Genomic DNA, 23,842 nt, shown 5'->3' with positions numbered 1-23,842 from the left:
TCAGCCGGCACACGGATCCTGATAGGGAACACCGGGCAGGTACCGCTCCCATTCGGCTTCCGTGATGGGAGATCCTGCGGTGCGGCACAATCGATCAACGACGCCGTCGGGGTCGATTCCCCACAAGCGAACGGTCTTGTCCGACCCGCTACCCGCGATCATGTCACTCTCGCCGGCGAACTGAGCGTCGTTGACGCGACCCGGGTAGGCGGACAGCGTCGCAAATCGTGTTGCCTGCGAGGGAGTCTCGATGTCCCAGAGCCAGACGGTTCCGTCGCCGACACCGGCAGCGAGCCGATCACCGGCGCGGTTGAACGAGATCGAATAGATTGCGCCCTCGGGGCCGACGAGACGAGCGAGTTCCTCGGGTGCCGACGGTGTGCGTACGTCCCACACGGCGACACCGTGATCCGCACTTCCAGCGGCCAACAGCGTTCCGTCGGCGCTGAAAGACACTGCTAATGCGTAGCTTTCGAATCCACCCACCGTCGCCGCCACCCGGGGCGACGCTGCGTTCGACACGTCCCACAGATCCACTTCGTTCTTGGCGTTCGCGATCGCCAAGATGTCGGTGCCCGGTTGAAATGCCATCATCTGCGGGTAAGAGCCGACATCGGTCGACGACAGCAGCTTCGGTTCCGATGGATCGGAAACGTCGACCAACGCAATGCTGTTGTCGTCCTGCGAGGACACCGCCAGCAGATCTCCGGCGGGATTCAACGCGACGACCGCCACGATGCCCTTCACGTACACCGCGGGTTCGCTGTAGATCCGTGGCGACGCCGGATCACTCAGGTCCCAAAGATAGGCACCGCCGCCGCCGGTGCCGCTCACAGCCAGGTTCCCGTCTGCCGACACCGCCGACGCACCGCTGAAAGAGTCGGCCCCTTGCGGTTTCAACTCCGGCATCACCGCGGGGCGATCGAGATCCTCGGTGTTCCACGCCAACATCGCGCCACCCCTGGCACCGACGCCGGCCACCAGACGCGAGCCGTCCGCGGCAAAGGGACTGGTGAAGATCGTGTCCCGAGCTCCCGCCCAGACCGGACCCGGAAGAGCCCACACGCGAGTCACACCGTTGAGTCCCCCGGTGACCAGATTGCGGCCGTCATCGCTGTAGTCGACGGTGGTCACCGCCCCACTGTCCGGAAGTGTTTCGATCAATGCCCCGGTTCGGGGGTCCCACACGCGCACGGAGTTGTCGGAACTTCCTGCGGCAAGACGTGTTCCGTCTTTGCCGTAGTTCAGTTCGTTGACGTAGCTGGAAAATCCCGTCAGTGCCGGCAGGGGAGTGGGGCGCGCCGGATCGCTCATGTCCCACCGAACCACCTCCCTGCCAGTGGTTCCCGCCGCGAGCTCGCGTCCGTCCGGACTGAAGGCGACGCCGAGGTAGTGGACGGTGGTGCCGTTGGGCTCGGTCGCGAAGATCGGCGCCGATTCCTCACCCCACTTCGCGACGTCCCACACGCGCAGAGTCGCTTGACGCCCGCCCGTCACGAGGAAACGTCCGTCGGGGCTGAACGTCGCGGTGACAATGCCGTCAGCTGGATGCGGAAGAGCAGGCAAAGCAACGGCATTCGTGGAGGTGTCGATGTTCCATCGCAGGACGTCGGGCGTCGAGGTACCGGCGACCAGCTTGGTTCCGTCTGGGCTGAACTCCATGTCCTGCACTACGCGTTCACCGTCGACGGGAAGTGTTCCACGGACCGGATTCTTCGGGTCCGACACATCCCAGAGTGCAGCGCCGCCGGCACCACCGGTCGCAAGGAGCCGTCCGTCCGGGCTGTAGGCGACAGCAAAGAGGGCCGTGCCCTCCGAGACTCCGAGGAACTCCGCCTGCGGAACAGCTGAGGCCACACCGTCGACCATCGGATAAAGTCTGACCTTCCCATCCGAACCACCCACCGCCACAACAGTTCCGGCTGGGTTTATCCGGGCCTTCATCGCGCCGGGCGGTCCGATGATGCGAGTAGCCGAATGAATGCCCGACGCATCCAGCAACGCCGAGCGGGCTTCGGTCGTTTCGTTGACCGCAAATGCCGCCAGAGCAAGCTGCGACGCCAGCGACGGATCCCGCTCGCGCATCCTGATCGACTCGGTGGCCACCTGACGCGACATCGCCTCGTCTCGCGCGGTATCTGCTTGGACACGTTGACGATTGGCTCCGATACCGGCGACGGTCGCAACCACCGCCAACACCAGAGCGATCACCGACGCAGCTGCCAACGCAGTCACGAGCCGTCGCAGAACGCGTGTACGTCGGCGATCGGCAAACTCCTGCTGATCACGATGCTCGATGCTCGCAGCGAGGTACTCCCGCTCGGTGGCGTTGAGGTCGGCGGCGCGGGTCCGACTCGGTTCCAGTGGGAGACCGAGTTCACCCGAGTTCAGCCATTCTTCCGTCAGGTGAAGACGTGCGGGTCCGAGCAGCGCGCCGGGGTCGCGTCCACTGTCTTCCCACACCTGCGCCGCGTAGGTGAACCGGCGATGCACCGCCAGGCCGGCGCGGTCCGAGTCGATCCAATCGCGAAGCCGACTCCACGCTGACAGTAAGACCTCGTGCGAAACCTCGACCGTCTCTTCGTCGACGGTGAGAAGGCGCCGTAAGGCGAACCGGTCGATGACGGTGTTCACGTCGTCGACGTCGTCACCGAGGAAGAGTTCGGTGCGCGGTGCACGCCGACGCGTCTGCGTCACTTCGTCGACGTTGACCAATCGGAGGAAGATCCTGCGCGCCAACTGCTGCTGCCGCTCTGTGAGCTCGCCGTACACTTCCTCCGCGCTTTGCTGGACGGCTCCGGCAATCCCGTCGGTGGCGTAGTAATCCGAGACGGTCAGAGTTTTACGCGTCGACCGTTGCCAGGTCCCCAACAGTGCGTGTGACAGCAAGGGCAAAGCTCCGGGGTCGCTCGCCGTACGCGAGCCGCGTGGTGTCAGCTCGGAGACCAGAACCTGAACCAATTCGCTCTGCACGGTCATCCCGGCCTTGACCGCCGGCTCGACGATCACCTCGCGCAATTGTTCGTCGGTCAGTGGCCCGACCACCATCGGCGAATCGTCGAGCAGCGGCACCAAAAGCGGTTCCTCCGCCGCGAGACCGTAGAAGTCGGCGCGCATTCCGATGACGGCGATGGTGTTCTCACCGAGTTCCGCGAGAGTCCGCAGTATTTCCTCGCGCCGATCACCGTCGCACTGCGTCCACAGTTCCTCGAACTGGTCGAGGATCAAGACGGTTGGTTCGTCGGAAATCGACGACGGAATTCCTCCCGTACCCGGCTGCAGGATTTCCACCCGCCAGCCGTCGAACCGTGAATCGCCCTCGGCAACCTTGGGGGCGAGTCCGGCCCGCAGCAACGACGACTTACCCGATCCGGAAGCACCGATCACCATGAACTGACTGCGGCCGACACCTCGTATCGCCGACGCCACCCGTTGGGCCAAGTTGGCAGTGAGTTCGTCTCGACCGAAGAACCACTCGGCGTCCTCTTGTCGGAAAGATTCGAGACCTCGATACGGAACGGTGGCGTCGCCGCGTCGTCTGGCCGTCAGCTGCCTCACTCGTTGCACCGCACCGATCCAGCGCTGCCGCTCATCCTCGGAGTCGACACCGCAGGCCTCGAGGAGCGCAAAAAACATCGGGGTACTCGCCGGCGTCGGCAGGTGATGGCCGGCGAACCATCCGCTGACGGTTCCGTGCAAACCACCCGAACGCTCGACGGCTTCGCGGACCGTCAGTCCGGCTGCCTTCCGCAACGCCGTGAGCGCCTCAGCAAACTGTCCACGCGACTCGATCTGGCCCGGATCGACCTGATTGTGCCTACCGGCTTCCGCCTTCGAGTTCATAGCGAGGCACTCTATCGGAGCAGGTAGGAGATTTGTCCGTTGTATGGACTCTGTATCGAGAGAGTTGCGTCCGTTCCACTGAGACGCCTAGATCGAAATACTCGTTCTCAGTCGCGCCCCATCTCAGCAGCCCTTCTGCAAATACGGCAGTCGACGCCCATTCCCTCCGTCGAAAGGCGCTGCGCGCATGTCTTCAATCGGCTTTTCTCCGAAGATCGAGGCAAACGTGTCCCGAGTCGGCAACCCCAAGCACGGCAAGCACAAGCCGAAGCTGAGCGTCCGCGAGATCGAAGTACTTCTCGCCTGGCTTCGTTCGGATTCCAAGTCCGAGGTCGCCGAGACACTCGGCCTACGCGTCTGCACCGTCAACACACACATCACTCGGGTACGCACGAAGTACAGCGACGTCGGGCGGCCGGCTCCCACGAAGGCAGCGTTGTTCGCCCGCGCGGTCCAGGACGGGTACACCACCCTCGACGAGTGGTGACCTCAGACCGCGACGGTTTCCGGTTCCTTCGCTTTGGACGGCTTCAACCAACCGGGTAGCCAGGCAGGTTGTTTGTCCGGAGCCTGATCGAGAACACCGCCCGCCGGATCGTCGATGAACCCGTACCGCACGAGATCCTCCGACGGCCGGTAGATCTGACGGAGCACCAGCGCGCACAGAACGAGTACCGCGATGTCCCGGATCACGACGGTTCCGGTGAACCACTGCTCGGGCAGCCCCTTGTTGGACACCCCGAGGTAATACATCATTCGAGGAACCCAGACCAGGGCGTCGATGGTCATCCACGCGAGCAGGAGTCTGCGGTGCGGCAAGGCCAACACGGCCAGCGGCACCAGCCACAGAGAATACTGCGGGCTCCACACCTTGTTGGTGAGCAAGAAGCCCGCCACCAACAGGAAGCACAACTGCGCAACGCGCGGACGACGCTGCGCCGTCAGGGCGACGTATCCGACACCGATGCAGACGGCCACGAACAAAAGCAGAGAGACGGCGTTGAGATTCGACGGTGACTCGCCCTGTGCGAGAGGACCGTCGAGGCCCTTCCACGACGTGAACGACGCGATCACGTTGTAGAGGGAATCTGGATCGGCCCCGCGCTCGGAGTTGAGCCGGAAGAACTCGTACCAACCATGCGGGTACAGCGCGGCGATGGGCAGGTTCACCGCAAGCCATGCCGCGACGGCACTGAGTGCGGTCACCAGCCAGTCCCTCGTCTTGCCCGCGCGCAGACACAGGACAAAAAGCGGTCCGAGTAGGAGCAGCGGGTAGAGCTTCGCGGCGCCGCCCAGGCCGAGCAGGATTCCCGCGAGCACTGGCCGCTTGCGTGCCCACGCCAACAACCCGCCAGCCGCGAACGCCGTCGCCAGAGGATCGAAGTTCGTGAACACGTGCACGATCACCAACGGGGAACACGCGATGAGCGCGCCGTCCCACACTCGTCGTCCGGCCAGCAGGGTGCTCGCCCACACGGTGACCAGCCACGCCAACGCCAACCCGAACGCCACGACGTTGAAATAGAGCGCCACCTGAATCGCGCCCGGCAGCCAGGTGATCGAATCCCACGCCTTGGCGACCTTCATCGCGCCGTACTGATAGAGCCCCGAGATGACCGGATACTCCATGTACCGCATCTGGATCGAACCGTCGCCGCGTACTTCTTCCCACGACGTCTTGTACGGGAATGCTCCCTGATCGAGGCGTTCGGCTCCGTACAGCGGAACGGTGTCGGAGTAACACATCGCCACGTACTGACGGCTGCCACTCCAGTCGAGGCCGACCTGCCCGCTCTCGCCGACCGGCGCCTGCTGAATACAGCCGGCCTTCGCGAACCAGCCGAAAGCCAAAAACACCACGGCGAGCAGAAGGATCACTCGCATCGGGGTGAAGAAGCGAGTGCGTCCGATCAGTGCGTGACGACCTACCGGACCGCCGACGGTTCCCGACAGCGCAGACACCATCGCGTCGTTGCGACTGGGAACGTCCCGCCAATCCGCCGAACGAAGATCTTCGGCCAGCGGAGCGGGGGAGGTCGGTTCGGCATCATCAGCATTCGCGGCCACTCCGCGAGGTTACCGTCTTTCGAACCGACCACCCTCCAACTACTGGCCGGGGCTCACACCTGCCGGTTCTTCCTCGGTGGTCTCGCCTGCCCCTGGTACCTGCGGCGTGGTTGTCGTCGGCCGGGAGATCCCCGGAATCGGGATGGTGATGCCCGGCAGAACCTCGACCTGCGTCGTCGTCACCACGGGCGGCGGAGTGGTTTCCGTCGTCGTCGGTGCGGTGGTCGGCGGCGCCGACGTCTTGGGCGGTGCAGGTGCCGTGTACTCCGGAACACCACCGGCTTGGCCGTTGATCTTGCCCGGCGTCGGGAACTTCTCGTTGTCGGTGCCGTCGAGGGCGCCGTCCATCGTGTCCTTCCAGATGTCCGAAGGCAGACCCGAGCCGTAGATCATCGCGCCGCCCGAGTTGGTGATCGCTTCACCATCGGGAGTTCCGACCCAGACCGCGGTCGAGAGTGACGGCGTGTAGCCGACCATCCATGCGTCCTTGTTGGCTCCGGTGTCACCGAGCTGCGCAGTACCTGTCTTCGACGCCGACAGACGTCCGCCGGCCAGGTTGTGACCGCGCGAGTACGCCGCGATCGGCTGCATCGCAGCCGTCACGTTGTCCGCCACGGCAGCGTCGATGCGGTCCTCACCGGCGGGTGCGCCGCGGTCCAGCAGCACGGTGCCGTCAGCCGCGACGACCTTCTGGACGAAGTGCGGTGCGTGATACGTGCCGGATGCGGCGAGCGTCGCGTACGACGACGCCATGTCGAGCACGCGGGCCTGGTACTGGCCGAGCACGATGCCGTTGTTGGGACCGGAACCGTCAGCCTCGGTGAGCGACGGGCCGACGCCCGGGATGTCCTTCGGGATGCCTGCTTGGTGTGCGATGTCCGCGATTGCCTGCGGGCCGTTGCCGTCGAGGCTGAGCATCTGGCGGTAGAAGCTGGTGTTCAGCGAACGCTTGAGCGCCTCTGCGATGGTGCAGGTGCCGCAGCTTTCACCTTCGACGTTGCCGATGGAGATGCCGTTGACGGTCAGCGGCGAGCTGTCGTACATCTGCGAGAGCGGGATCCCCTGATCCAGGGCGGCTGCGAGACCGAACACCTTGAACGAGGAACCGGTCTGAAGTCCGGCATTCGCGAAGTCGTATCCCGCGCCGTCCTCACCGCCGTAGTACGCCTTGACGGCTCCGGTCTTCGGGTCGACCGATACAACGGCGGTGCGCAGGTTCTCCGGCTCACCCTCCATGTTGGAACGGGCTGCCTCGACCGCTGCGGCCTGAGCCTGCGGGTCGATGGTCGTGGTGATCTGCAAGCCCTCGGTGTTGAGCAACTGCTCGCTGATTCCAGCGTCGCCGATCTCCTTGAGCACCTGACGCTTGATCAGGCCCTCGGGTCCGGTCGAGCCTTGGCTGCTGTTGTCGACCTGGGCGAGCGGGATGTAGGCGGGGTACTGCATCGGCGTGCGCGCGGCCTGATCCAGCGTGCCGGCGGACACCATGCCGTCGAGCACGTAATCCCAACGGGACTTCGCGCCGGTCGGGTTGGTCTCGGGATCGAGGAGCGACGGAAGCTGAATCGACGATGCCAGGACGGCGCCTTCTTCGATGGTCAGCTGGTCGACGGGCTTACCGAAGTAAGCCTTGGATGCTGCGCCGATGCCGTATGCGCCGCGACCGAAGTAAATGGTGTTCAGATACGCGGCGAGGATGTCGTCCTTGGACCACTCGTTGGCCATCTTCGAGGAGATGACGAGCTCTTTCATCTTTCGCGTCAGCGAACGCTCCGAGCCGACGAGCGCCTTCTTCACGTACTGCTGCGTGATGGTCGAGCCACCACCGGCACTGTCGCGACCGAGGACGTTGTCTCGGGCTGCGCGTGCGAAACCGGAGATCGAGAAGCCCGGGTTCGAGTAGAAATCGCGGTCCTCTGCGGCCAGAACGGCGTTCCGAACGTGAAGCGGTACCTGATCGAGCGAAACCTCGACGCGGTTGCCGTCCGGCGGGACGACAGTACTGATCACCGTGGTGCCGTCGGCGGCGAAGACCGTCGCCACCTGATTGGTCTTGAGGTCACCTGGCTTGGGGACATCCTGCACGATGTACGCCGCCATGAAGGCAAGGACGGGCAGAACAAGACCGAGCGCCACCAAGACGTAGGCCGAGCGGCGAACTGTGCGCCACTTGGACTTCTTCTTCACGGTGCTCTTTCTTCCCTTCGGGGGTTGTCCGTCGTTGCCACCGCCACCGGAGCCACCTGTCGGCGGCTTCGTCGGCGGAGGTCCGACCGGCGGGCGGGTGCCCGCGTTGGTACGGGTGGTCGCTGCTGCTGCCGCGACGCGCTGGGTCGGTTCGTTTGCCTGAGCGCCTGCGGCGCGATCCCGAGGCGGCGGGCCGGCAGGTCGGCCTTGCGGCGGACGACCCTGAGGAGGGGGACCGGCGGGGCGGCCCTGAGGAGGCGGGCCCGAAGGTCGGGCTTGCGGCGGACGACCCTGCGGCGGGGGTCCCATCGGACGGCCTTGCTGCGGACGACCCTGAGGGGGCGGACCCATCGGAGGGCGTCCCTGCGGTGGTGGACCCATCGGACGTCCCTGCGGCGGACGACCCTGAGGAGGTCCGGCGGGACGGTTGGGACCGACGGGACGGCCACCCGGGTTGTTGCCTCCCGGGTTGTTGTTGCTGGGGGAACTCACGAATCAAATCTCCAGTGGTCACGGACCGATCACGTGCAGACTTCGATCGGGCCCTTCTTCGGGTGTGGCGTTACTCGCTGGCGGTGCGCCGGCTTGGTGGGCGTGCTCGCCGCGGTCGCGGCGGCGCAGGTACTGCGCCGAGCACATAGGACTGCACCAAGTGGTTCCAACTGCAGGTACGGCACACCTCTACAACGTGCACCGTGAACTCCTCTGCTGTTTCCGCAAGCCGAGCGAGCTCGTCCGAGGTTCGGGCCGATCCCGAAACCTGACCGAGCTTGTCGCCGAACACCCAGGACACGAGCGTCAACTGTTCCTTGCGGCAAATGGGGCAGACGACGTCGCTGCCCCGGCCGTGGAACTTCGCGGCTCTGAGTAGGTACGGATCGGCGTCACACACTTGCTTGACGTCGGTCCTACCCGCAGACACTTCGGCCAGCACAGACCGACGCGCGAGCGCGTAGTCCACAACTTGCCGCTGTATCCGCACCTGACCAGCGTACGTGCGTCCGTGCCGCCACGGACGGTTCGGGAGGGTCACGATGAACACATTTTGCGGTCCGGACGCATGGCGACCAGCCATTACGATCACTTCCTGTGAAGTCTTCCCGTTCCCCGATGACGCGTGCTCGTGATCTTGATCGCGTCGAAACGTGCAATGTGTTGGACGCCGCGTACGCCGAAGGGCAGTTGAGCGCGGAGGACTACTTCGAACGGACCGAAAAGGCGAGGTCCGCGAAAACAATGCTCGAGCTCGCGCGCCTGGTCAACGATCTGCAGGTGCCGAAGATCGATACCACAACGGCGCCTCGGACGTCGGTGACGCGCAAGGCCGTGTACATCGGTGGCGCTGCTCTGATCGTCGTCGGCGCGGTCGCCGCGGTGGCCTGGAGTCGCTCACCATTGACGCCTTCGGAAGACATCACCGCCAGTTATGCCAGCACTACTTCCCTCGCGCCACCGTTGCCGACCACCACCCTGGTGCTGGAGCCGACCGTCGAACCGATCCTGATCGCACACATCGACACATTGACTCCCGAGGGTATCGGCGCATTTATCGAGAGGTATCGAGAAGAGTTCGGCGACATGTTCATCGATGACGCCAGCTTCCACGGCGACTACTCCGTGGTGAGCCGGGCGGTCCCCGACACTCCAGCCCTCACCGAGTCCATCAGTTTTCGCGACGGCTTCGAGCGGGAAGCGACATCCATTCCGCGGCGAACGGGCCAGCCGACCTTCGATCTCGGTTCCATCCAGATCGACAAGCTCGCGCCGTACATGGTGAACATCGGCGGCTACATCAATGTGCCGGACGCCGCGATCACGCACTTGATCGTGGACGTGAACTACGGCGTACCAAAGATCAGGATCTACGGCGATAACGGACTCGGCCACCAAGGACGAATCGAGGTCACGCCGTGGGGCGAGATCTCTCGTTCCTACCCGTACGGGAGCTAGGGTGAGCCGGTGAGTGGGTCCCCGACTACTACCTCTACGCGCACCCGTGCGCGCGACGTCGACCGTTCCGATACCTGCGCCGTTCTCGATACGGCTCTGTCCGACGGCCAGATCACGGTCGACGAGCACGCCAACCGGACGGCTGCGGCGATGACCGCGACCACCCTCGGCCAGCTCGATCTACTGGTCCGCGATCTGCAGAAAGCAACGCTGCGCAACGCCGTTGCCAAAGTTCGTCGTATCGACAAGATCTGGTACCTCGCAGCCGCATCGACTATCTTCGCCGGCCTGATCGGGTACCTCACCTTGTCCGCCGACGATTCACCCCCTGCGCCTCCGCCGGTTTCACCACAGGCAATCGAACCGCTTGCCCCCATTGTGGGTTCGACGCTCGATACGGTCACAGCAAGCGGAATACGGGAGTTCATCACCCGGTACAACAACAAGTTCGGCACGACGATGATCGATTCCGCTAACTTCTACGACGGCCATGCAAGCGTCACTCGCGCCGCGGCTGTCTCGCCGAATCTAAAGGAGGACATCGACTTTCGTGGAGGTTTCACACCAAGCGAGAGCTCCACATCCCGGGCGGCCAGCACGACTACCTTCGACCTCGCCTCGGTCGACATCGACAAACTCGCCGGATACCTGGCCGGAGCGTCCGCCAATCTCAACGTCCCCGACGCCAAGGTCTCACACATCGGCATGAGCTCGTCGAGCAACGAGCCACGCATTTCCATCTACGTGGACAACGACCTCGGCGCGAGCGCCTCGATGGAGTTGACCCCGGATGGCCGCCCGATCCGCTTGTCTCCCTTCACTCCTCGATAGGCCCCGGACATGCCGAACGATCTGACCAGGACCACCCGCGCTCGCAATGCCGATCGCGAGGCTACCTGCGCAGTGCTGGACTCCGCCTTCGCCGACGGGCAACTCACGGCGACCGAGCACGACGAATTGACCGAACTCGCCGCGGTGGCTGTCACTCTCGGCGATCTCGAAGATTTGACGTCCGATCTGCAGACCGAAGCGTCTCTGCCTGTTCTCCGGAAAGAACCTTCGCTCGACACGCGTTTGATCGCCCTTGCGATCATCGCTCTGTCACTGGTGTCGGCAATCGGCTTCGGAATCAAATATGTGGCGTCGGACGTCACGATCTTCTCCAGCCCCGAGCCACAGTTGCACACCGTCGACGGCCTGGGGGCGATGTTCCGTGCCATCGAAACGCAGTACGGCAGCGGACTGGTCGACGAGATGACCATCTATCCCACTTATGCACGCGTAACGCGCGCCGATCCTGCTGCGCAGCGCAAGAGCCTCGACAGTTACTACCGAGGCGACCTCGAGGACACGACTTCGGGAGGATCGCGCGAACCCGGCGTGACACAGATCGACGTCACACAGCTCGATCCTCGCATCGTGATCGCCCTGCTCGACGGCGCCGGAACCACAACGTCGGTGCAAAATCCGACCACTCGGTACGTCTCTGTCGGAAGCACCGAAACCGTGCCGACCATCGAGATCCACGTCGGCAACGACCTCGACGAAAGCGGGTACCTGACCGCTGGCCTCGACGGGGAAATCATGTCGATCTACCCGTTCACCCCCTGATCTAGCCGTGACACCTTGGTACACGTATCGGGCCGCAGTGTGGTTTTATATATCGGCGCGATATAGTTGGTTATCGCATCAAGCGGTTAGGTTCAACGACTCGGGAGGTTTGTCAGTTGCTCGAACTCGCAATCCTCGGGCTGCTCCTCGAGTCACCGATGCACGGATACGAGCTGCGTAAGCGGCTCACTGGTCTGCTCGGCGCATTCCGCGCGTTCTCGTACGGATCGCTGTACCCGGCACTGCGGCGCATGCAAGCCGACGGATTGATCTCGGAAGACGTCGACACTGCCACCGGCACGCTCAAGCGTCGGGCGCGTCGCGTCTACCAGCTCACTCCGGAAGGTCGGCAACGGTTCACCGAACTGGTCGCCGACACCGGGCCGCAGAACTACACCGACGACGGTTTCGGCGTTCACCTCGCCTTCTTCAGCCGCACCCCCGCAGAAGCGCGGATGCGGATCCTCGAAGGCAGGCGACGCCAGGTCGAGGAGCGCCGTGAGGGGCTCCGCGAGGCCGTCGGTCGGGCCAGCGGATCGCTGGACCGCTATACCCGTCAGCTCCATCAGCTCGGACTCGAATCGAGTGAACGCGAAGTGCGTTGGCTCAACGAATTGATCGCAGCCGAGCAATCGACAACAGGAACATCCCGGAAAGAAGGAGAACCCGACCATGGGTGAGAACAGCACCGCGGTACGCGTAGCCATTGTGGGCGTGGGTAACTGCGCCTCGTCCCTGGTTCAGGGCGTCCACTACTACAAGGATGCCGACGAGACCCAGACGGTCCCCGGCCTCATGCACGTCAAGTTCGGCAAGTACCACGTCCGCGACGTGCAGTTCGTCGCTGCGTTCGACGTCGACGCCAAGAAGGTCGGCTTCGACCTCTCCGAGGCGATCCTCGCGAGCGAGAACAACACCATCAAGATCGCCGACGTCCCGCCCCTGGACGTTCCCGTTCAGCGTGGCCCGACCCTCGACGGCATCGGCAAGTACTACGCCGAGACCATCGAGCTGTCCGACGCCGAGCCCGTCGACGTCGTCAAGGCACTCAAGGACGCTCAGGTCGATGTCCTCGTCTCCTACCTGCCCGTCGGTTCCGACGACGCTGACAAGTTCTACGCACAGTGCGCGATCGACGCGGGCGTTGCATTCGTCAACGCCCTGCCCGTCTTCATCGCTTCCGATCCGGAGTGGGCTGCCAAGTTCAAGGACGCCGGCGTCCCGATCGTCGGCGACGACATCAAGAGCCAGGTCGGCGCCACCATCACCCACCGCGTGATGGCGAAACTGTTCGAAGACCGCGGCGTCGTGCTGGACCGCACCTACCAGCTCAACGTCGGTGGAAACATGGACTTCAAGAACATGCTCGAGCGTGATCGCCTGGAGTCCAAGAAGGTTTCCAAGACCCAGGCCGTGACGTCCAACCTGACCGGCGCACTTGCCGGCAAGGTCCACGACCGCAACGTCCACATCGGTCCCTCGGACTACGTGGAGTGGCTCGACGACCGCAAGTGGGCATACGTCCGCCTCGAAGGCCGCGCCTTCGGTGACGCTCCCCTGAACCTGGAGTACAAGCTCGAGGTCTGGGATTCGCCCAACTCTGCCGGCATCATCATCGACGCCGTGCGCGCAGCCAAGATCGCCAAGGACCGCGGCATCGGTGGACCGGTTTACCCGGCTTCCGCTTACCTGATGAAGTCCCCGCCGGTCCAGATGGCCGACGACAAGGCTCGCATCGAGCTCGAAGCGTTCATCATCGGAGCCGACGAGGCCTGATTTAGGTTCACGCTGATTCGGGGTCTTGCGCCAACGGCGCAAGGCCCCGATTCTGTTATCCGCAGGGTGTTTCCGCATACGCGCGGGTAATCACGCCTGCGGCTGCCGAATCGCCGCGCGGGTCCGGGTGCCGATCAGCGTGGAATGATGGACATCAGAACCATCACACGGATCGAGGACCCCATGTCGATTACGTCGCTGCCAGTGCTCGATCTGTCGCTTGCGCAGAACCCCGACACCGCCGAGCAGTTCCGCACTCAGCTCCGCGAGGCCACCCACGAGGTCGGATTCTTCTACCTGGTCGGCCACGGAATTCCCGACGAACTGCAGCGACGCCTCCTCGCCGTCGCCCGCGAGTTCTTCGCACTTCCGACTGCCGAGAAGCTCGCGATCGAGAACGTCCGCAGCCCGCACTTCCGTGGGTACACCAGGCTCGGCGGCGAACTGACCGAAGGCAAGCAGGACTGGCGCGAGCAGATCGACATCGGCGCCGAACAGCCCGCGGCCGAGCGCACCGACACCTCACCGGCCTGGGAGATCCTGCAGGGTCCCAACCAGTGGCCCGACGCCCTTCCCGAACTCCGCGACGTCATCACCGAGTGGAACGACACACTCACCTCGATCGCATTGAGCCTCTTACGCGAATGGGCGGTAGCCCTGGGCCAGGATGCGAACATCTTCGACGACGCGTTCGCTCACGATCCGTCGATCCTCATCAAGGTGGTGCGTTACCCGGGCCGCCCGAAAGGTGCCGGCTCCCAGGGCGTCGGCGGGCACAAGGACGCGGGTGTACTGACACTGCTCTATGTCGAACCGGGCAAGGGCGGTCTGCAGGTCGAGCACGACGGCGACTGGATCGACGCCCCGCCGATCGACGGGGCGCTGGTGGTCAACATCGGCGAACTGCTCGAGGTCGCTACCGGCGGCTACTTGAAAGCGACTGTGCACCGGGTAGTTTCACCCGAAGGTGACGGTGAACGTATCTCGGTGCCGTTCTTCTTCAACCCGAACTACGCAGCGCAGATCCCGGAGTTCGACCTACCGCCCGAGCTGGCGGCGCGCGCCACCGGCGTCACCGTGGACGCGAACAACCCGATCCACGATTCCTACGGGGCGAACGCCCTCAAGAGTCGACTACGCGCGCACCCCGATGTCGCGGCCCGATGGTGGCCGGACATCGTTGCGGCACAAAGCGCTATCTAGGGGATGGGTCAAAGATCCATCGCAACTTTCCACGCCGTGTGCATCGCACCTTCGATGTAGTCGACGTTCACCGCGTCACCGACCACGTGCACGTCGGAGACGACGCCGATCAGAGCGTCGGCCAGCGGCGCTTGCGCTGACACCCCCGAGGCGACGACAACCATGTCGGCTGGAGCGGTCAGTGTCTTGTCACCGGAACGGAATTCGACGTGCTCCTTGGTGATTCGCTGCACCGTTGAATTGCGGTGAATGTCCACACCGACATGCTTGGCGTGGCGCACAGCCGTCCAGCGGCGCGGCATCGCCATCGGAATACCCAACTGCTGGCCTTCTTCGATCAGCGTCACATTGCGACCTCGCTCGGCCAGGAACTCCGCAAGCTCGAGTCCGACAAGCGAACCACCGATCACGACAACGTCCTTACCCATGGGCAGGAACTTGCGGGTCACAGCTCGGATCGCCGCGGGGCTCTTGGTGATACCGGACAGCTTGCCCAACTTGGCCATCGTCCGCAGGAACGGCGGCACCTGTGAGACGTCTCCCGCTCCGGTCATCAACGCGCGCAACGAATCACCGGTGTGCACGTGTGGGAGATCACCGCCCGGAACGCTAGGCCGCTCACGAACTGCACCGGTGGCCACGACTACGGCGTCGGGGTTCAATGCCCGGATCGAAGCAACCGAGGCTTCGGTCTTCAGTCGAACATCGACACCGAGACGCTCGATTTCCACTTTCAACCAGCTGAGCAGACGCCCGTTGTCCGGGGTAGTGAGGCTCGAGAACCACAGGGTGCCGCCGAGGCGATCGGATTTGTCCAACACCGTGACTCGGTGCCCACGTTCAGCGGCCACGCGAGCCGTTTCGAGACCACCGGGGCCCGCTCCGACCACAACAACGTGTTTCGGGGTGCTGGTCCGAACGAAGGGGAGCAGCGCTTCGTTGCCCAGGGCAGGGTTCACCGCGCACAGCGGGGTCTCGTCCCAGAAGTTCTCCTGCACGCAGACGTAGCAATTGATGCACGGCCGAACCCGCTCGGGTACACCGTCTTTGAGTTTGTTCACCAGCTGTGGATCGGCCAGGAGCTGGCGGCCCATCGCGGCGAAGTCCGTACGACCTTCCGCGATCATCTTCTCGCCGACCTCGGGGAGCATACGTCCGACCGTGATCACGGGGATCGATATCACCTGCTTGATTCGCGTTGCATTGTCCGTGTAGTAGCCAACCTTGTCGGGCAGGGGGCCGTCGGTGAAGTTGGCAAAAGCATTCAGCGCGGTACCGGTGACGTGAATGGCGTCAGCGCCGGCCTCTTCGAACATCTTGGCGGCCGCAGCAGCCTCGTCGACGGTCAGCCCGTCGGTTTCGCCGTACTCTTGACCGGCCAGACGCACGATGACGGCAAGCGCACCACCGACCTCCTCCTTGACCGCCCGAATGACCTCACAAGCGAGGCGAGCACGGTTCTCCATGGAACCTCCGTACTCATCGCTGCGCTGATTCGTGTACCGACTCAGGAACGCTCCGAGGACGTAGTTGTGGGCACAGTGAATCTCGACGGCGTCGCCGCCCGCCGCCTTCACCCGTCCGGCAGCCTCGGCGAACATGCGGACGAGCCAATCAAGATCTTCCTTGGTGGCCTCGTGGTAGGTCGCCCTCTTGCCCTCGTTGATGGCAGCCATCTTGCCCAGTTCTTCGGGCGTGCAATCGGCCATCGCACTCATGTCACCCGGCGGCTTCGGTGTGGACGGGACCAGCTGCGGTCGGCCGTCGAGGGTATCGATGCGCGCCACCTTGCCGTGGTGTGTCATCTGCACACAGAGCTTGCTGCCTGCGTCGTGCACCGCGTCGGCCAGCGCTTTGAGTCCGGGGATGAACCGGTCTTCGGAGAGCCCCGGTTCCTTGCGGCTGGTGCAGCCCAGCGGGTACGCAACAGCGCAGCAACCGGTGATGATCAGACCCGTTCCACCGGCCGCACGAGCCACGAAGTGGTCGATGTCGCCCTTTTCGATTTCCCCGTCTTCACACAGGTTCATGTCCATCGCAGGGAGAACCACGCGATTGGGCACGGTCATCGGGCCGATGGTGCCTGGTGCGAGCAGGTGCGGAAAGGTCTGGCTTCGGATCGTCACGAGCAGACGCTAGAACTGGACCACGCCCATCCGTTGCCGCACTCCCGATCAACGAGACTTCACGCGCTGTGACGTGCGAGGCACTCGGCTATCACCTCGAGCGCATATTCGAGGTCCGCGGATTCCACTCGCCCGTAGCCGATGACCAATCCGCCGGGGTCTCCGTGCGTTCGGGTGGACTCGACCAGGGTGGGCACTTCGACGCCTTGCAGGAGCGCCTCACGAGCAACGGTGGCTGCCAGATCCGCGTCGAGCATGAGCGTCGTGTGCATGCCGGCGCCGAGACCCCGCAGTTCACCGAACGATGACAGCGCTTCCTCGACCGCCCGATCGCGCTCCCGGTACCTGCGCCGGGCGGTACGTACCGCCCGATCCCATTCGCCGTCACGGAGCAGGGACAGGAGTGCTTGCTGCAGCGGAACCGACGGGAAGTCGCCGATTCGCTTGCGGTGTACTGCTATGCGGTCGACCAGGTCGAGGGGAGCTACCAACCAGCCCAATCGAATTCCGGCGCCGAGCGTCTTGGCAACCGTTCCGAGATACACCACCCGATCAGGAGCCAGCTGGGCAAGCGCAGGTAAAGGCGCTACGTCGTAACGGAATTCGGAGTCGTAATCGTCCTCGAACAGGACGACGTCGCGGGCGCGTGCGAACTCGATCAACTGGTTGCGCCGACCTACCGGCAGCAGCCCACCCGTCGGATACTGATGGGACGGTGTCACATACACACCGCGGACGCTCTCCGACGCCGTTTCGAGTTGGTCGACACAGAGACCATGAGCGTCGACGGGCACGTCGAGCAGCGACCATCCACAGGCTGTTGCGGCCGAGGACGCATACCGGTATCCGGGATCTTCCATCGCCAGAACAGCACCGCGGGTACGCAGAGCCGACAGGGCGAGGCCGAGACCATGCGTGGCACCTGAGGTGATCAGGATTCTCTCGGGTTCAACCGACATTCCGCGGGCTCTTGCCAGCAATTCCGAGAGTGCCGAACGCAATTCGTAGTCACCCGCAGGATCGGGATCCTCGAATGGTGGCGGTTTGGACCCGACGTCACGCCACGCCCGCCGCCACGCTGCCGATGCACGCGGCGGCGTCCACGGCACGCCCGGCCGGAGCTGCACCCTGGGCGACATCTTGTCGGCGGTCTTCTTCGGTGTAGTCGTGGGAGTGACCACGGGAGAGGGCGCCTCGGCAACGAAGGTACCCGAGCCGTGCACAGCGACAAGCCAACCCTCGGCGATCAACTGCTCATACGCCCGTTCCACGACGCCCCGCGCCACCTCCAGCTCCGCCGCCAGCTTCCGGGAGCTGGGTAACCTCAGTCCCACTGCCGCCTTACCACTACGGATATCAGCTCTGAGGTGGTCGGCAATCTGGATCGGGAGCGCCCGCCGATCTGTCCGGTCGAGGACGACGGCTACCGCCGAAGGAAGAAACATTCAGAACCCTCTCGGAAGTGGCAAATCGAAGTGGCCTATCGAAGTCTCCACTGATTGGACCATGACTTGAAGCCACTTTGCCACCAGCATTGTCTGCATGACAGATTCCGTTGTCTTTGCTGCCCCTGCTCCTGCCCCCACTGCACCTATTCCGCTGTCTCCGACAGCACGTACGACGCACAAGCGCGCCCGCCACCACGGCGTCGCAGAACGCGCGGCACTCGTCGACGTCTTGCAGTCCGCGAAGCTGTGCCACATGGGCGTGAACGTCGGCGGAGTTCCCATGGTGTTTCCCACCGCGTACGGGTTCGACCTCGACGGCCCTGACCGCGGCGGGTCTATTTATGTTCACGGCTCGGTGGCCTCGCGAAGCTTGGCTCCCGACAGCGAAATCTGCATCACCATCACGATCCTCGACGGGCTCGTGTTGGCGCGGTCGGGCTTCCACCACTCGATGAACTACCGCAGCGGCGTCATCATCGGATCACCTCGAGTCGTGACCGACGGCGACGAGCGAGTGAAGGCTTTGAATCTGATCGTCGACCAGGTGGTTCCCGGACGTTCCCAACACTTGCGGGATCACACGCGCAAGGAAATGGCGGCAACCATCGTTCTTGCACTGCCGTTGTACGAGGCTTCCGTCAAGGCCCGCACCGGCGGCCCCGGCGACGATGCCGCCGATATTGGTGTCGAAACCGTCTGGGCTGGAGTAGTTCCCGCAGCTACGCACTTCGGTGAACCGATCCCGTCCGAGGATCTCGACTCAGGTGTCGCGCTTCCGGACCATATCTCGACGATGCTCTGACCGCACACGCGACTCCGACAAACGCAGCTCGCACCGGGGCATGGCTATGCCCCGGTGTGTACGTATTCAGTTGCGCCCGTTCAGGCTGCTGTGGGCGGGCTGTTCCCGCCGATCGGATGCTGGTGCGGATCGATCGACATCGGTGGGTAGAACACCGTCTTCCGATCCGGGCCGATCTCCACCCGCCACTCCGTGTGGTGCATCGTCCGGTGGTGATGACCGCACAACAAGATCAGATTGTCGAGATCTGTTGGGCCACCATCGTTCCAGTGAACAATATGATGGGCATCGCACCACCCCGACGGAGTCCCGCACCCCGGAAACGCGCACCCACCATCCCGAACCGCCAACGCCCGCCGCTGCGGCACCGTTGCTGTTCTCGCTTCCTTACCGCAGTCGAGCGGAACACCGTTCTCATCCAACAAGATCCGGGTGACGGTGCAGTCGCACGCCAGCATCCGGGCAGTGTCGATACTGATCGGGCCCACCCAATCCGTCCACGCGTACCCGAGTTCATCGGTCGACGGCAGCAAGTCCTTCAACGCTTGCAGGTCCGTCATATCTTTTGCGGACGCGGTCACCGTGATGTGCGGTTTCACTCCGCCCTCGATCGGACCCAACCCCGCCCGCTCGTAGCGGCGCAACAATTCGCAGAACCCGTCCGCCCGTCGTAATGCAGGCGTGCGGGTGTCCTTCACGCCGTCCTTCTCCGGTGTCGGAGCGGACAGGCTCGACAACAACGTGATCAACCGCGCCCCGTTCACAGCATCCAGATCACCCTTCACAGTCACTCTGCCGTACAAGCCTTTCGAGGCGTAGAACTCGTTGCGCTCCGAATCCTCGCCGACCGGAACACCGTCCTCACGCTTGCCGTACTGCTTCTCGATCCGCCGAATCGCCGCCCGCACCGCATCACAATCCGCGATGTTCTTCGACGCCAACCCGAGCAGAATCCCGCGGGCCTTGTCCACATCCGCCAGGGTCATGTTCTTCGGCGGATGCTGACAAAACGACGCCACCTGACGCGCCTTCAACGCATCCACATCCCCACGATGAAACGCATCGCCCACCACAGGTTCGAGCATCAACAACCGCGCCAACCCGACCAGCAGACTGCACTCACCGATCTCCAGATTCGTCGAACCATGCAACCACTGCGCGATCGCCCGAAAACCCTTCCCGCCGAGAACCTCACGGGAAAACATCTCCACGATCAGCAACACCATCCGCGACTGCAACTCGTGCCGGACACGCACCAGATCCAGAACCTCACTCTTGAGGTCCTCGCCATCCAGCTGCCACGCTTCCCGACTGTCCATGAAGCAATCATATTCGAACACAGTTTCGAATACAAGAGAATATCGAGATGAAACTAGCTGCTAATCAACAACTTTCGCATTCCAGACAGAACGGGCATGTTCTTGGGTGGCTGTGGAAACCTCCGCTTGGCCGCCCATGAAGGGCCGGACAAGATCCAGCGGCAAGGGGAAGACAACGGTGGAGTTGTTCTCGCTACCGATCTCGTGAAGTGTCTGCAGATATCGCAATTGCAGAGTGGTCGGATTGCGGCTGATCACCTCGGCCGCCTCGGCGAGCTTGGCCGAAGCCTGAAACTCTGCGTCGGCGTTGATGATCTTGGCTCGACGTTCACGTTCGGCCTCTGCTTGCCTGGCGATGGCGCGCTGCATGTTGGCTGGAATCTCGACGTCCTTGATCTCGACGGTCGTGACCTTGACGCCCCACGGTTCGGTCTGCTGGTCGATGACTTTCTGCAGATCCTCGTTGAGGCGTTCACGTTCGGATAGCAGCGAGTCCAGCTCAGCTTTACCGAGGATGGAGCGCAGTGTGGTCTGGGCGATCTGTGAGGTGGCGGCCAAAAAGTCCTCGACTTCGACTATCGAACGGTCAGCGTCGACGACCCGAAAGTAGGTGACGGCGGTGACCTTCACCGGAACATTGTCGCGGGTAATCACTTCTTGGACCGGTATTTTCAGCGTGACGGTTCGCAGACTGACCCGTTCCATACGATCGATCGCCGGCACCAGAATCACCAGGCCTGGGCCTTTCAAGGTGATCAATCGGCCGAGGCGGAACACCACCGCGCGCTCGTACTCGCGCAGAACTCTCACCGACATTCCCACAAGGACTGCAATCAGCACGACAAACACGGACAACACGACAAGCACGGTGGTCATAGCGGCAGCTCCCACGGTTCACGACGGCGCACTTTCAGAGTCAGGCCTCGTACCTGCTCTACGACGACGGATTCGCCCACGGCAGGCACAGAGTCGTCGTACCCGAATTCCATTCGAGCACTCCATAATCCGCCATCAAGCTCGACCTGACCCTGCGCGCCGGTCCAACTGCGAACGGTCGCGTCGGAGCCGACAAGAGATTCCGTCCCCGTACGCACGGGAGCGCGGCGCGCGGTAAGCGCTTTTCGACTCGCTACCGCCACCACGCCCAGGCCGACTACCGCGACTCCCGCCGTCACCGGGATCGCGATCAATTGGCCGATACCGTCGGATGTGAAAAGCATCCAGACGCCGGCACCGATCATGAGTGCTCCAAGCACACCGAGCACCCCCGCGGTTGGGGCATGCGCCTCGACCACGATCAACAGGACGCCCAGCAGCAGGGCAACGACACCGATCGTCGTCATCACTCGTCTCCACGCTCGCGAGGACGCGGTCACGTCGCGTAGCCATTGTGCGATCGCGCCCTCGGCTTCAACGGTAATCACGTTCGGCCGGATCTGCCACAAGCACTTCACGCCAGTTCAGAGAAGCACTTCACCGATCTGTCGCGCAGTTACCTTGGCAAGGTCGGCGAGGAACGGAATCCGTTCGTCGATCATCAGCTCGACCGGACCACGAAGCCCGAGAGCGTAACGCACAGTGCCGGATCCATCGATGATCGGAATTCCGATCGTTCGGTAATCCGGGGTCAACTCCTCGTCGTTGAATCCGTATCCTCGCTCACGAGTCAGTTCCAATTCCCGGCGGATACCGGCAACATCGGTGATCGCACGCTGAGTGGTCGCTTCACGTGGCAGCGCAGCGAGCTCGGAATCGTCGACATCGGACCACGCCAGAAACGCTTTCCCGAGTGCGCTCGCATGCAAGGGAAGGCGGACACCCTGGAGCACGTGCCCGTCGGCCTCGCGCCATCGGCTGAATCCGAGCAACACCACCTCACTTCCGCTTCGCACTGCCAGGGAGGCGGATGCTCCTGTCGTCGCGGCCAATTGCTCCAAATAGGGCTCGGACAGATAGATCCGATGCTGCCGGTAGGAGACCTGTCCGTAAGCCGCCAGCGCCGCGCCGATGCGATACCGACTGGTTGCGTCGTCCTTCTCGAGGAACCCCGCGTCGACGAGCGACTGCAGCAATCGATGCGTGGTGCTGACCGCAAGCTCTTGTCGCCGCGCAACTTCCGAGACTCCCAGTTCTTCGCCACTGCGAAAACATGTGAGCATGGTCAGGGCACGGGTTACCGTCTGAACTCCCGCGCCGCGTGCGTCCGTCACGAACGATCCTTTCGCTGTGGCCTGATCGACCTGAGAATCGGACGCTAACACGGACCCAGCAGTCCGGCCATCCTTTCCATCAGGTGGAAAGGAACCAGACGCGGACCCACAAAAGCCCAGATGAACAGACTTCCGATGTTGTCAAGATTTCCAATCTCCAGAAAACAAACGGGGGTAAAACAGACACGCACCCAATAGCGTCATCGTCGTCAGTTCTGACGAATCAACGCCTGAAGGAGCCACATACATGTCCCGCTTCCGCCGACTGCCACGAGCTGCCGCTGCGCTCGCCATGATCCCGCTGGCCGGGTTGGCGGTGGCGTGTGGGTCTTCCGATTCCGACAGCGCCGCAGGCAATTCCAGCGCCGACTTCACGCTCAAAGTCTTCGATCCCGGAAACTCCGGTGCCATCGCCGTCGGCAAGCGTGACGGAACCTACGACGAGGCGCTGGCACCGCTGGGCGCAAAGATCGAATGGGTCAAGACCACACCGGGATTCAGCTCCAACCTCAAACTGTTCAACAGCGGTGAGCTCGACATCCAAACCGGCGCATACAGTCCCGTCGTCGGCGCACTGTCGAAGGACGTGGGTGTCCGCATCTTCGCCACGTCCGACCCGTACAACAAGGACCAGGCCGGCATCATCGCCACTCCGGAATCCGGAATCAAGACCGTCGCAGACCTGGCCGGCAAGCGCATCGCCGTCAACCCTGCGGGTAAGGGCGAGTACATCACGCTCAAGGCCCTGACACAGGCCGGAGTGCCGATCGATTCCGTCGAACGCGTTCCTCTGCAACAGGCTGACGCGGCGTCGGCGTTCTCCACCGGGCAGGTCGACGCGTGGGCATCGTTCCTGATTCCGTATCAGGAGGCCAAGGCCAAGGGCGCAGTCGAGATCGCAACCGAGGCGAGCATCGACTCCGTGGACAGCACCATCATCGCCGGCCGCACCGCAGTACTCGAAGCGCATCCCGAGGTGGTCCAGAAGTTCCTCGAGGTCACTCAGGAACTCACCGCGAAGCAGCAGGCCGACCCAGCAGCCTTCGAGAACGTCTTCGAACAGACCGGTCCGCGTGCACTCTCCGGACAGCGACTCGACGACGCGATCACCCTCGGCGGCCAGATCACCAACTTCCGCTACCCGACTGCAGCCGACGCCACCGACCTCGAATCCATCTCCACGCTGTTCGCCGAGAACAAGGTGATCCAGCAGCCCCTCAAGGGCAGCGACGTGATCTTCGACCTCCAGGGTGCTGTGGCAGGTTCGGCAGCGGCAGCGCCCACCACCGAGGGGAAGTGA

At 63.5% G+C, this 23,842-nt stretch carries 19 protein-coding genes; 9 read left to right on the top strand and 10 right to left on the bottom strand.

What is annotated here, in order from left to right:
- Complete coding sequence (locus H351_RS03880) at positions 1–3,843, bottom strand: nSTAND1 domain-containing NTPase (RefSeq protein WP_029256730.1); 3,843 nt, start codon at positions 3,841–3,843, stop codon at positions 1–3.
- Between the two features lie 187 nt (positions 3,844–4,030).
- On the opposite strand from H351_RS03880, the gene H351_RS03875 reads away from it, so the two are divergent.
- A complete protein-coding gene (locus tag H351_RS03875) occupies positions 4,031–4,330 on the top strand; it encodes a helix-turn-helix transcriptional regulator (protein ID WP_020909716.1) in 300 nt (99 codons plus the stop codon).
- A gap of 2 nt (positions 4,331–4,332) precedes the next feature.
- Here the strand turns inward: H351_RS03875 and H351_RS03870 are convergent, their stop codons facing one another.
- From H351_RS03870 to H351_RS03860, 3 genes are all read right to left on the bottom strand, one after another.
- A complete protein-coding gene (locus H351_RS03870) occupies positions 4,333–5,910 on the bottom strand; it encodes a glycosyltransferase family 87 protein (RefSeq protein ID WP_029256732.1) in 1,578 nt (525 codons plus the stop codon).
- A 39-nt stretch (positions 5,911–5,949) separates the two neighbouring features.
- Positions 5,950–8,097: a transglycosylase domain-containing protein gene (locus tag H351_RS03865; protein WP_019746057.1), complete on the bottom strand. Its 2,148-nt coding sequence runs from the start codon at positions 8,095–8,097 to the stop codon at positions 5,950–5,952.
- A gap of 562 nt (positions 8,098–8,659) precedes the next feature.
- Positions 8,660–9,079, bottom strand: a complete 420-nt coding sequence (locus H351_RS03860) for a DUF5318 family protein (protein WP_042448217.1) — start codon at positions 9,077–9,079, stop codon at positions 8,660–8,662.
- A gap of 128 nt (positions 9,080–9,207) precedes the next feature.
- On the opposite strand from H351_RS03860, the gene H351_RS03855 reads away from it, so the two are divergent.
- From H351_RS03855 to H351_RS03830, 6 genes are all read left to right on the top strand, one after another.
- Positions 9,208–10,047: a DUF1707 SHOCT-like domain-containing protein gene (locus H351_RS03855; protein ID WP_029256733.1), complete on the top strand. Its 840-nt coding sequence runs from the start codon at positions 9,208–9,210 to the stop codon at positions 10,045–10,047.
- Between the two features lie 9 nt (positions 10,048–10,056).
- The gene (locus tag H351_RS03850; protein WP_029256734.1) at positions 10,057–10,878 is read left to right on the top strand and encodes a DUF1707 SHOCT-like domain-containing protein; all 822 of its coding nucleotides are present in this window, start codon (positions 10,057–10,059) and stop codon (positions 10,876–10,878) included.
- Positions 10,879–10,887: 9 nt separating this feature from the next.
- On the top strand, positions 10,888–11,658 hold the full coding sequence (locus tag H351_RS03845; RefSeq protein ID WP_029256735.1) for a DUF1707 SHOCT-like domain-containing protein: 771 nt from the start codon (positions 10,888–10,890) through the stop codon (positions 11,656–11,658).
- A 116-nt stretch (positions 11,659–11,774) separates the two neighbouring features.
- Positions 11,775–12,338: a PadR family transcriptional regulator gene (locus H351_RS03840; RefSeq protein ID WP_003946014.1), complete on the top strand. Its 564-nt coding sequence runs from the start codon at positions 11,775–11,777 to the stop codon at positions 12,336–12,338.
- On the top strand, positions 12,331–13,434 hold the full coding sequence (locus tag H351_RS03835; protein WP_003945979.1) for an inositol-3-phosphate synthase: 1,104 nt from the start codon (positions 12,331–12,333) through the stop codon (positions 13,432–13,434). Before H351_RS03840 ends, H351_RS03835 begins: the two co-directional genes overlap by 8 nt.
- A gap of 144 nt (positions 13,435–13,578) precedes the next feature.
- Positions 13,579–14,637, top strand: a complete 1,059-nt coding sequence (locus H351_RS03830) for an isopenicillin N synthase family dioxygenase (protein WP_229756703.1) — start codon at positions 13,579–13,581, stop codon at positions 14,635–14,637.
- Positions 14,638–14,645: 8 nt separating this feature from the next.
- Here H351_RS03830 and H351_RS03825 read toward each other — a convergent pair whose 3' ends face one another.
- Together H351_RS03825 and pdxR are read right to left on the bottom strand one after the other, a co-directional pair.
- Entirely contained in the window at positions 14,646–16,763 is a 2,118-nt protein-coding gene (locus tag H351_RS03825) for an oxidoreductase (RefSeq protein WP_029256737.1), read from the bottom strand.
- 59 nt (positions 16,764–16,822) lie between these two features.
- Complete coding sequence (gene pdxR, locus H351_RS03820; RefSeq protein ID WP_029256738.1) at positions 16,823–18,208, bottom strand: MocR-like pyridoxine biosynthesis transcription factor PdxR; 1,386 nt, start codon at positions 18,206–18,208, stop codon at positions 16,823–16,825.
- Between the two features lie 97 nt (positions 18,209–18,305).
- Here pdxR and H351_RS03815 point away from each other — a divergent pair, with 97 nt between their 5' ends.
- Complete coding sequence (locus H351_RS03815; protein WP_021334672.1) at positions 18,306–19,013, top strand: pyridoxamine 5'-phosphate oxidase family protein; 708 nt, start codon at positions 18,306–18,308, stop codon at positions 19,011–19,013.
- A gap of 80 nt (positions 19,014–19,093) precedes the next feature.
- Here H351_RS03815 and H351_RS03810 read toward each other — a convergent pair whose 3' ends face one another.
- The 4 genes from H351_RS03810 to H351_RS03795 all read right to left on the bottom strand — a co-directional run bounded on the left by H351_RS03810 (position 19,094) and on the right by H351_RS03795 (position 22,542).
- Complete coding sequence (locus H351_RS03810) at positions 19,094–20,332, bottom strand: HNH endonuclease signature motif containing protein (protein ID WP_029256739.1); 1,239 nt, start codon at positions 20,330–20,332, stop codon at positions 19,094–19,096.
- Between the two features lie 60 nt (positions 20,333–20,392).
- Positions 20,393–21,208, bottom strand: coding sequence for a slipin family protein (locus H351_RS03805; protein ID WP_020971385.1), 816 nt, complete (start codon positions 21,206–21,208; stop codon positions 20,393–20,395).
- Positions 21,205–21,675 (bottom strand): NfeD family protein, encoded by a 471-nt coding sequence (locus tag H351_RS03800; protein ID WP_029256740.1) that lies wholly within the window; start codon positions 21,673–21,675, stop codon positions 21,205–21,207. The genes H351_RS03805 and H351_RS03800 overlap by 4 nt, the downstream gene beginning before the upstream one ends.
- Positions 21,676–21,792: 117 nt before the next feature.
- Entirely contained in the window at positions 21,793–22,542 is a 750-nt protein-coding gene (locus H351_RS03795; RefSeq protein ID WP_020971387.1) for an IclR family transcriptional regulator, read from the bottom strand.
- Positions 22,543–22,789: 247 nt separating this feature from the next.
- On the opposite strand from H351_RS03795, the gene H351_RS03790 reads away from it, so the two are divergent.
- On the top strand, positions 22,790–23,842 hold the full coding sequence (locus H351_RS03790) for an NrtA/SsuA/CpmA family ABC transporter substrate-binding protein (protein ID WP_019746070.1): 1,053 nt from the start codon (positions 22,790–22,792) through the stop codon (positions 23,840–23,842).

It is taken from the genome of Rhodococcus erythropolis R138, assembly GCF_000696675.2.
In the GTDB taxonomy this organism is placed as follows: Bacteria; Actinomycetota; Actinomycetes; order Mycobacteriales; family Mycobacteriaceae; genus Rhodococcus_F; species Rhodococcus_F erythropolis.
This window is presented reverse-complemented; position numbering and strand designations above follow the sequence as displayed.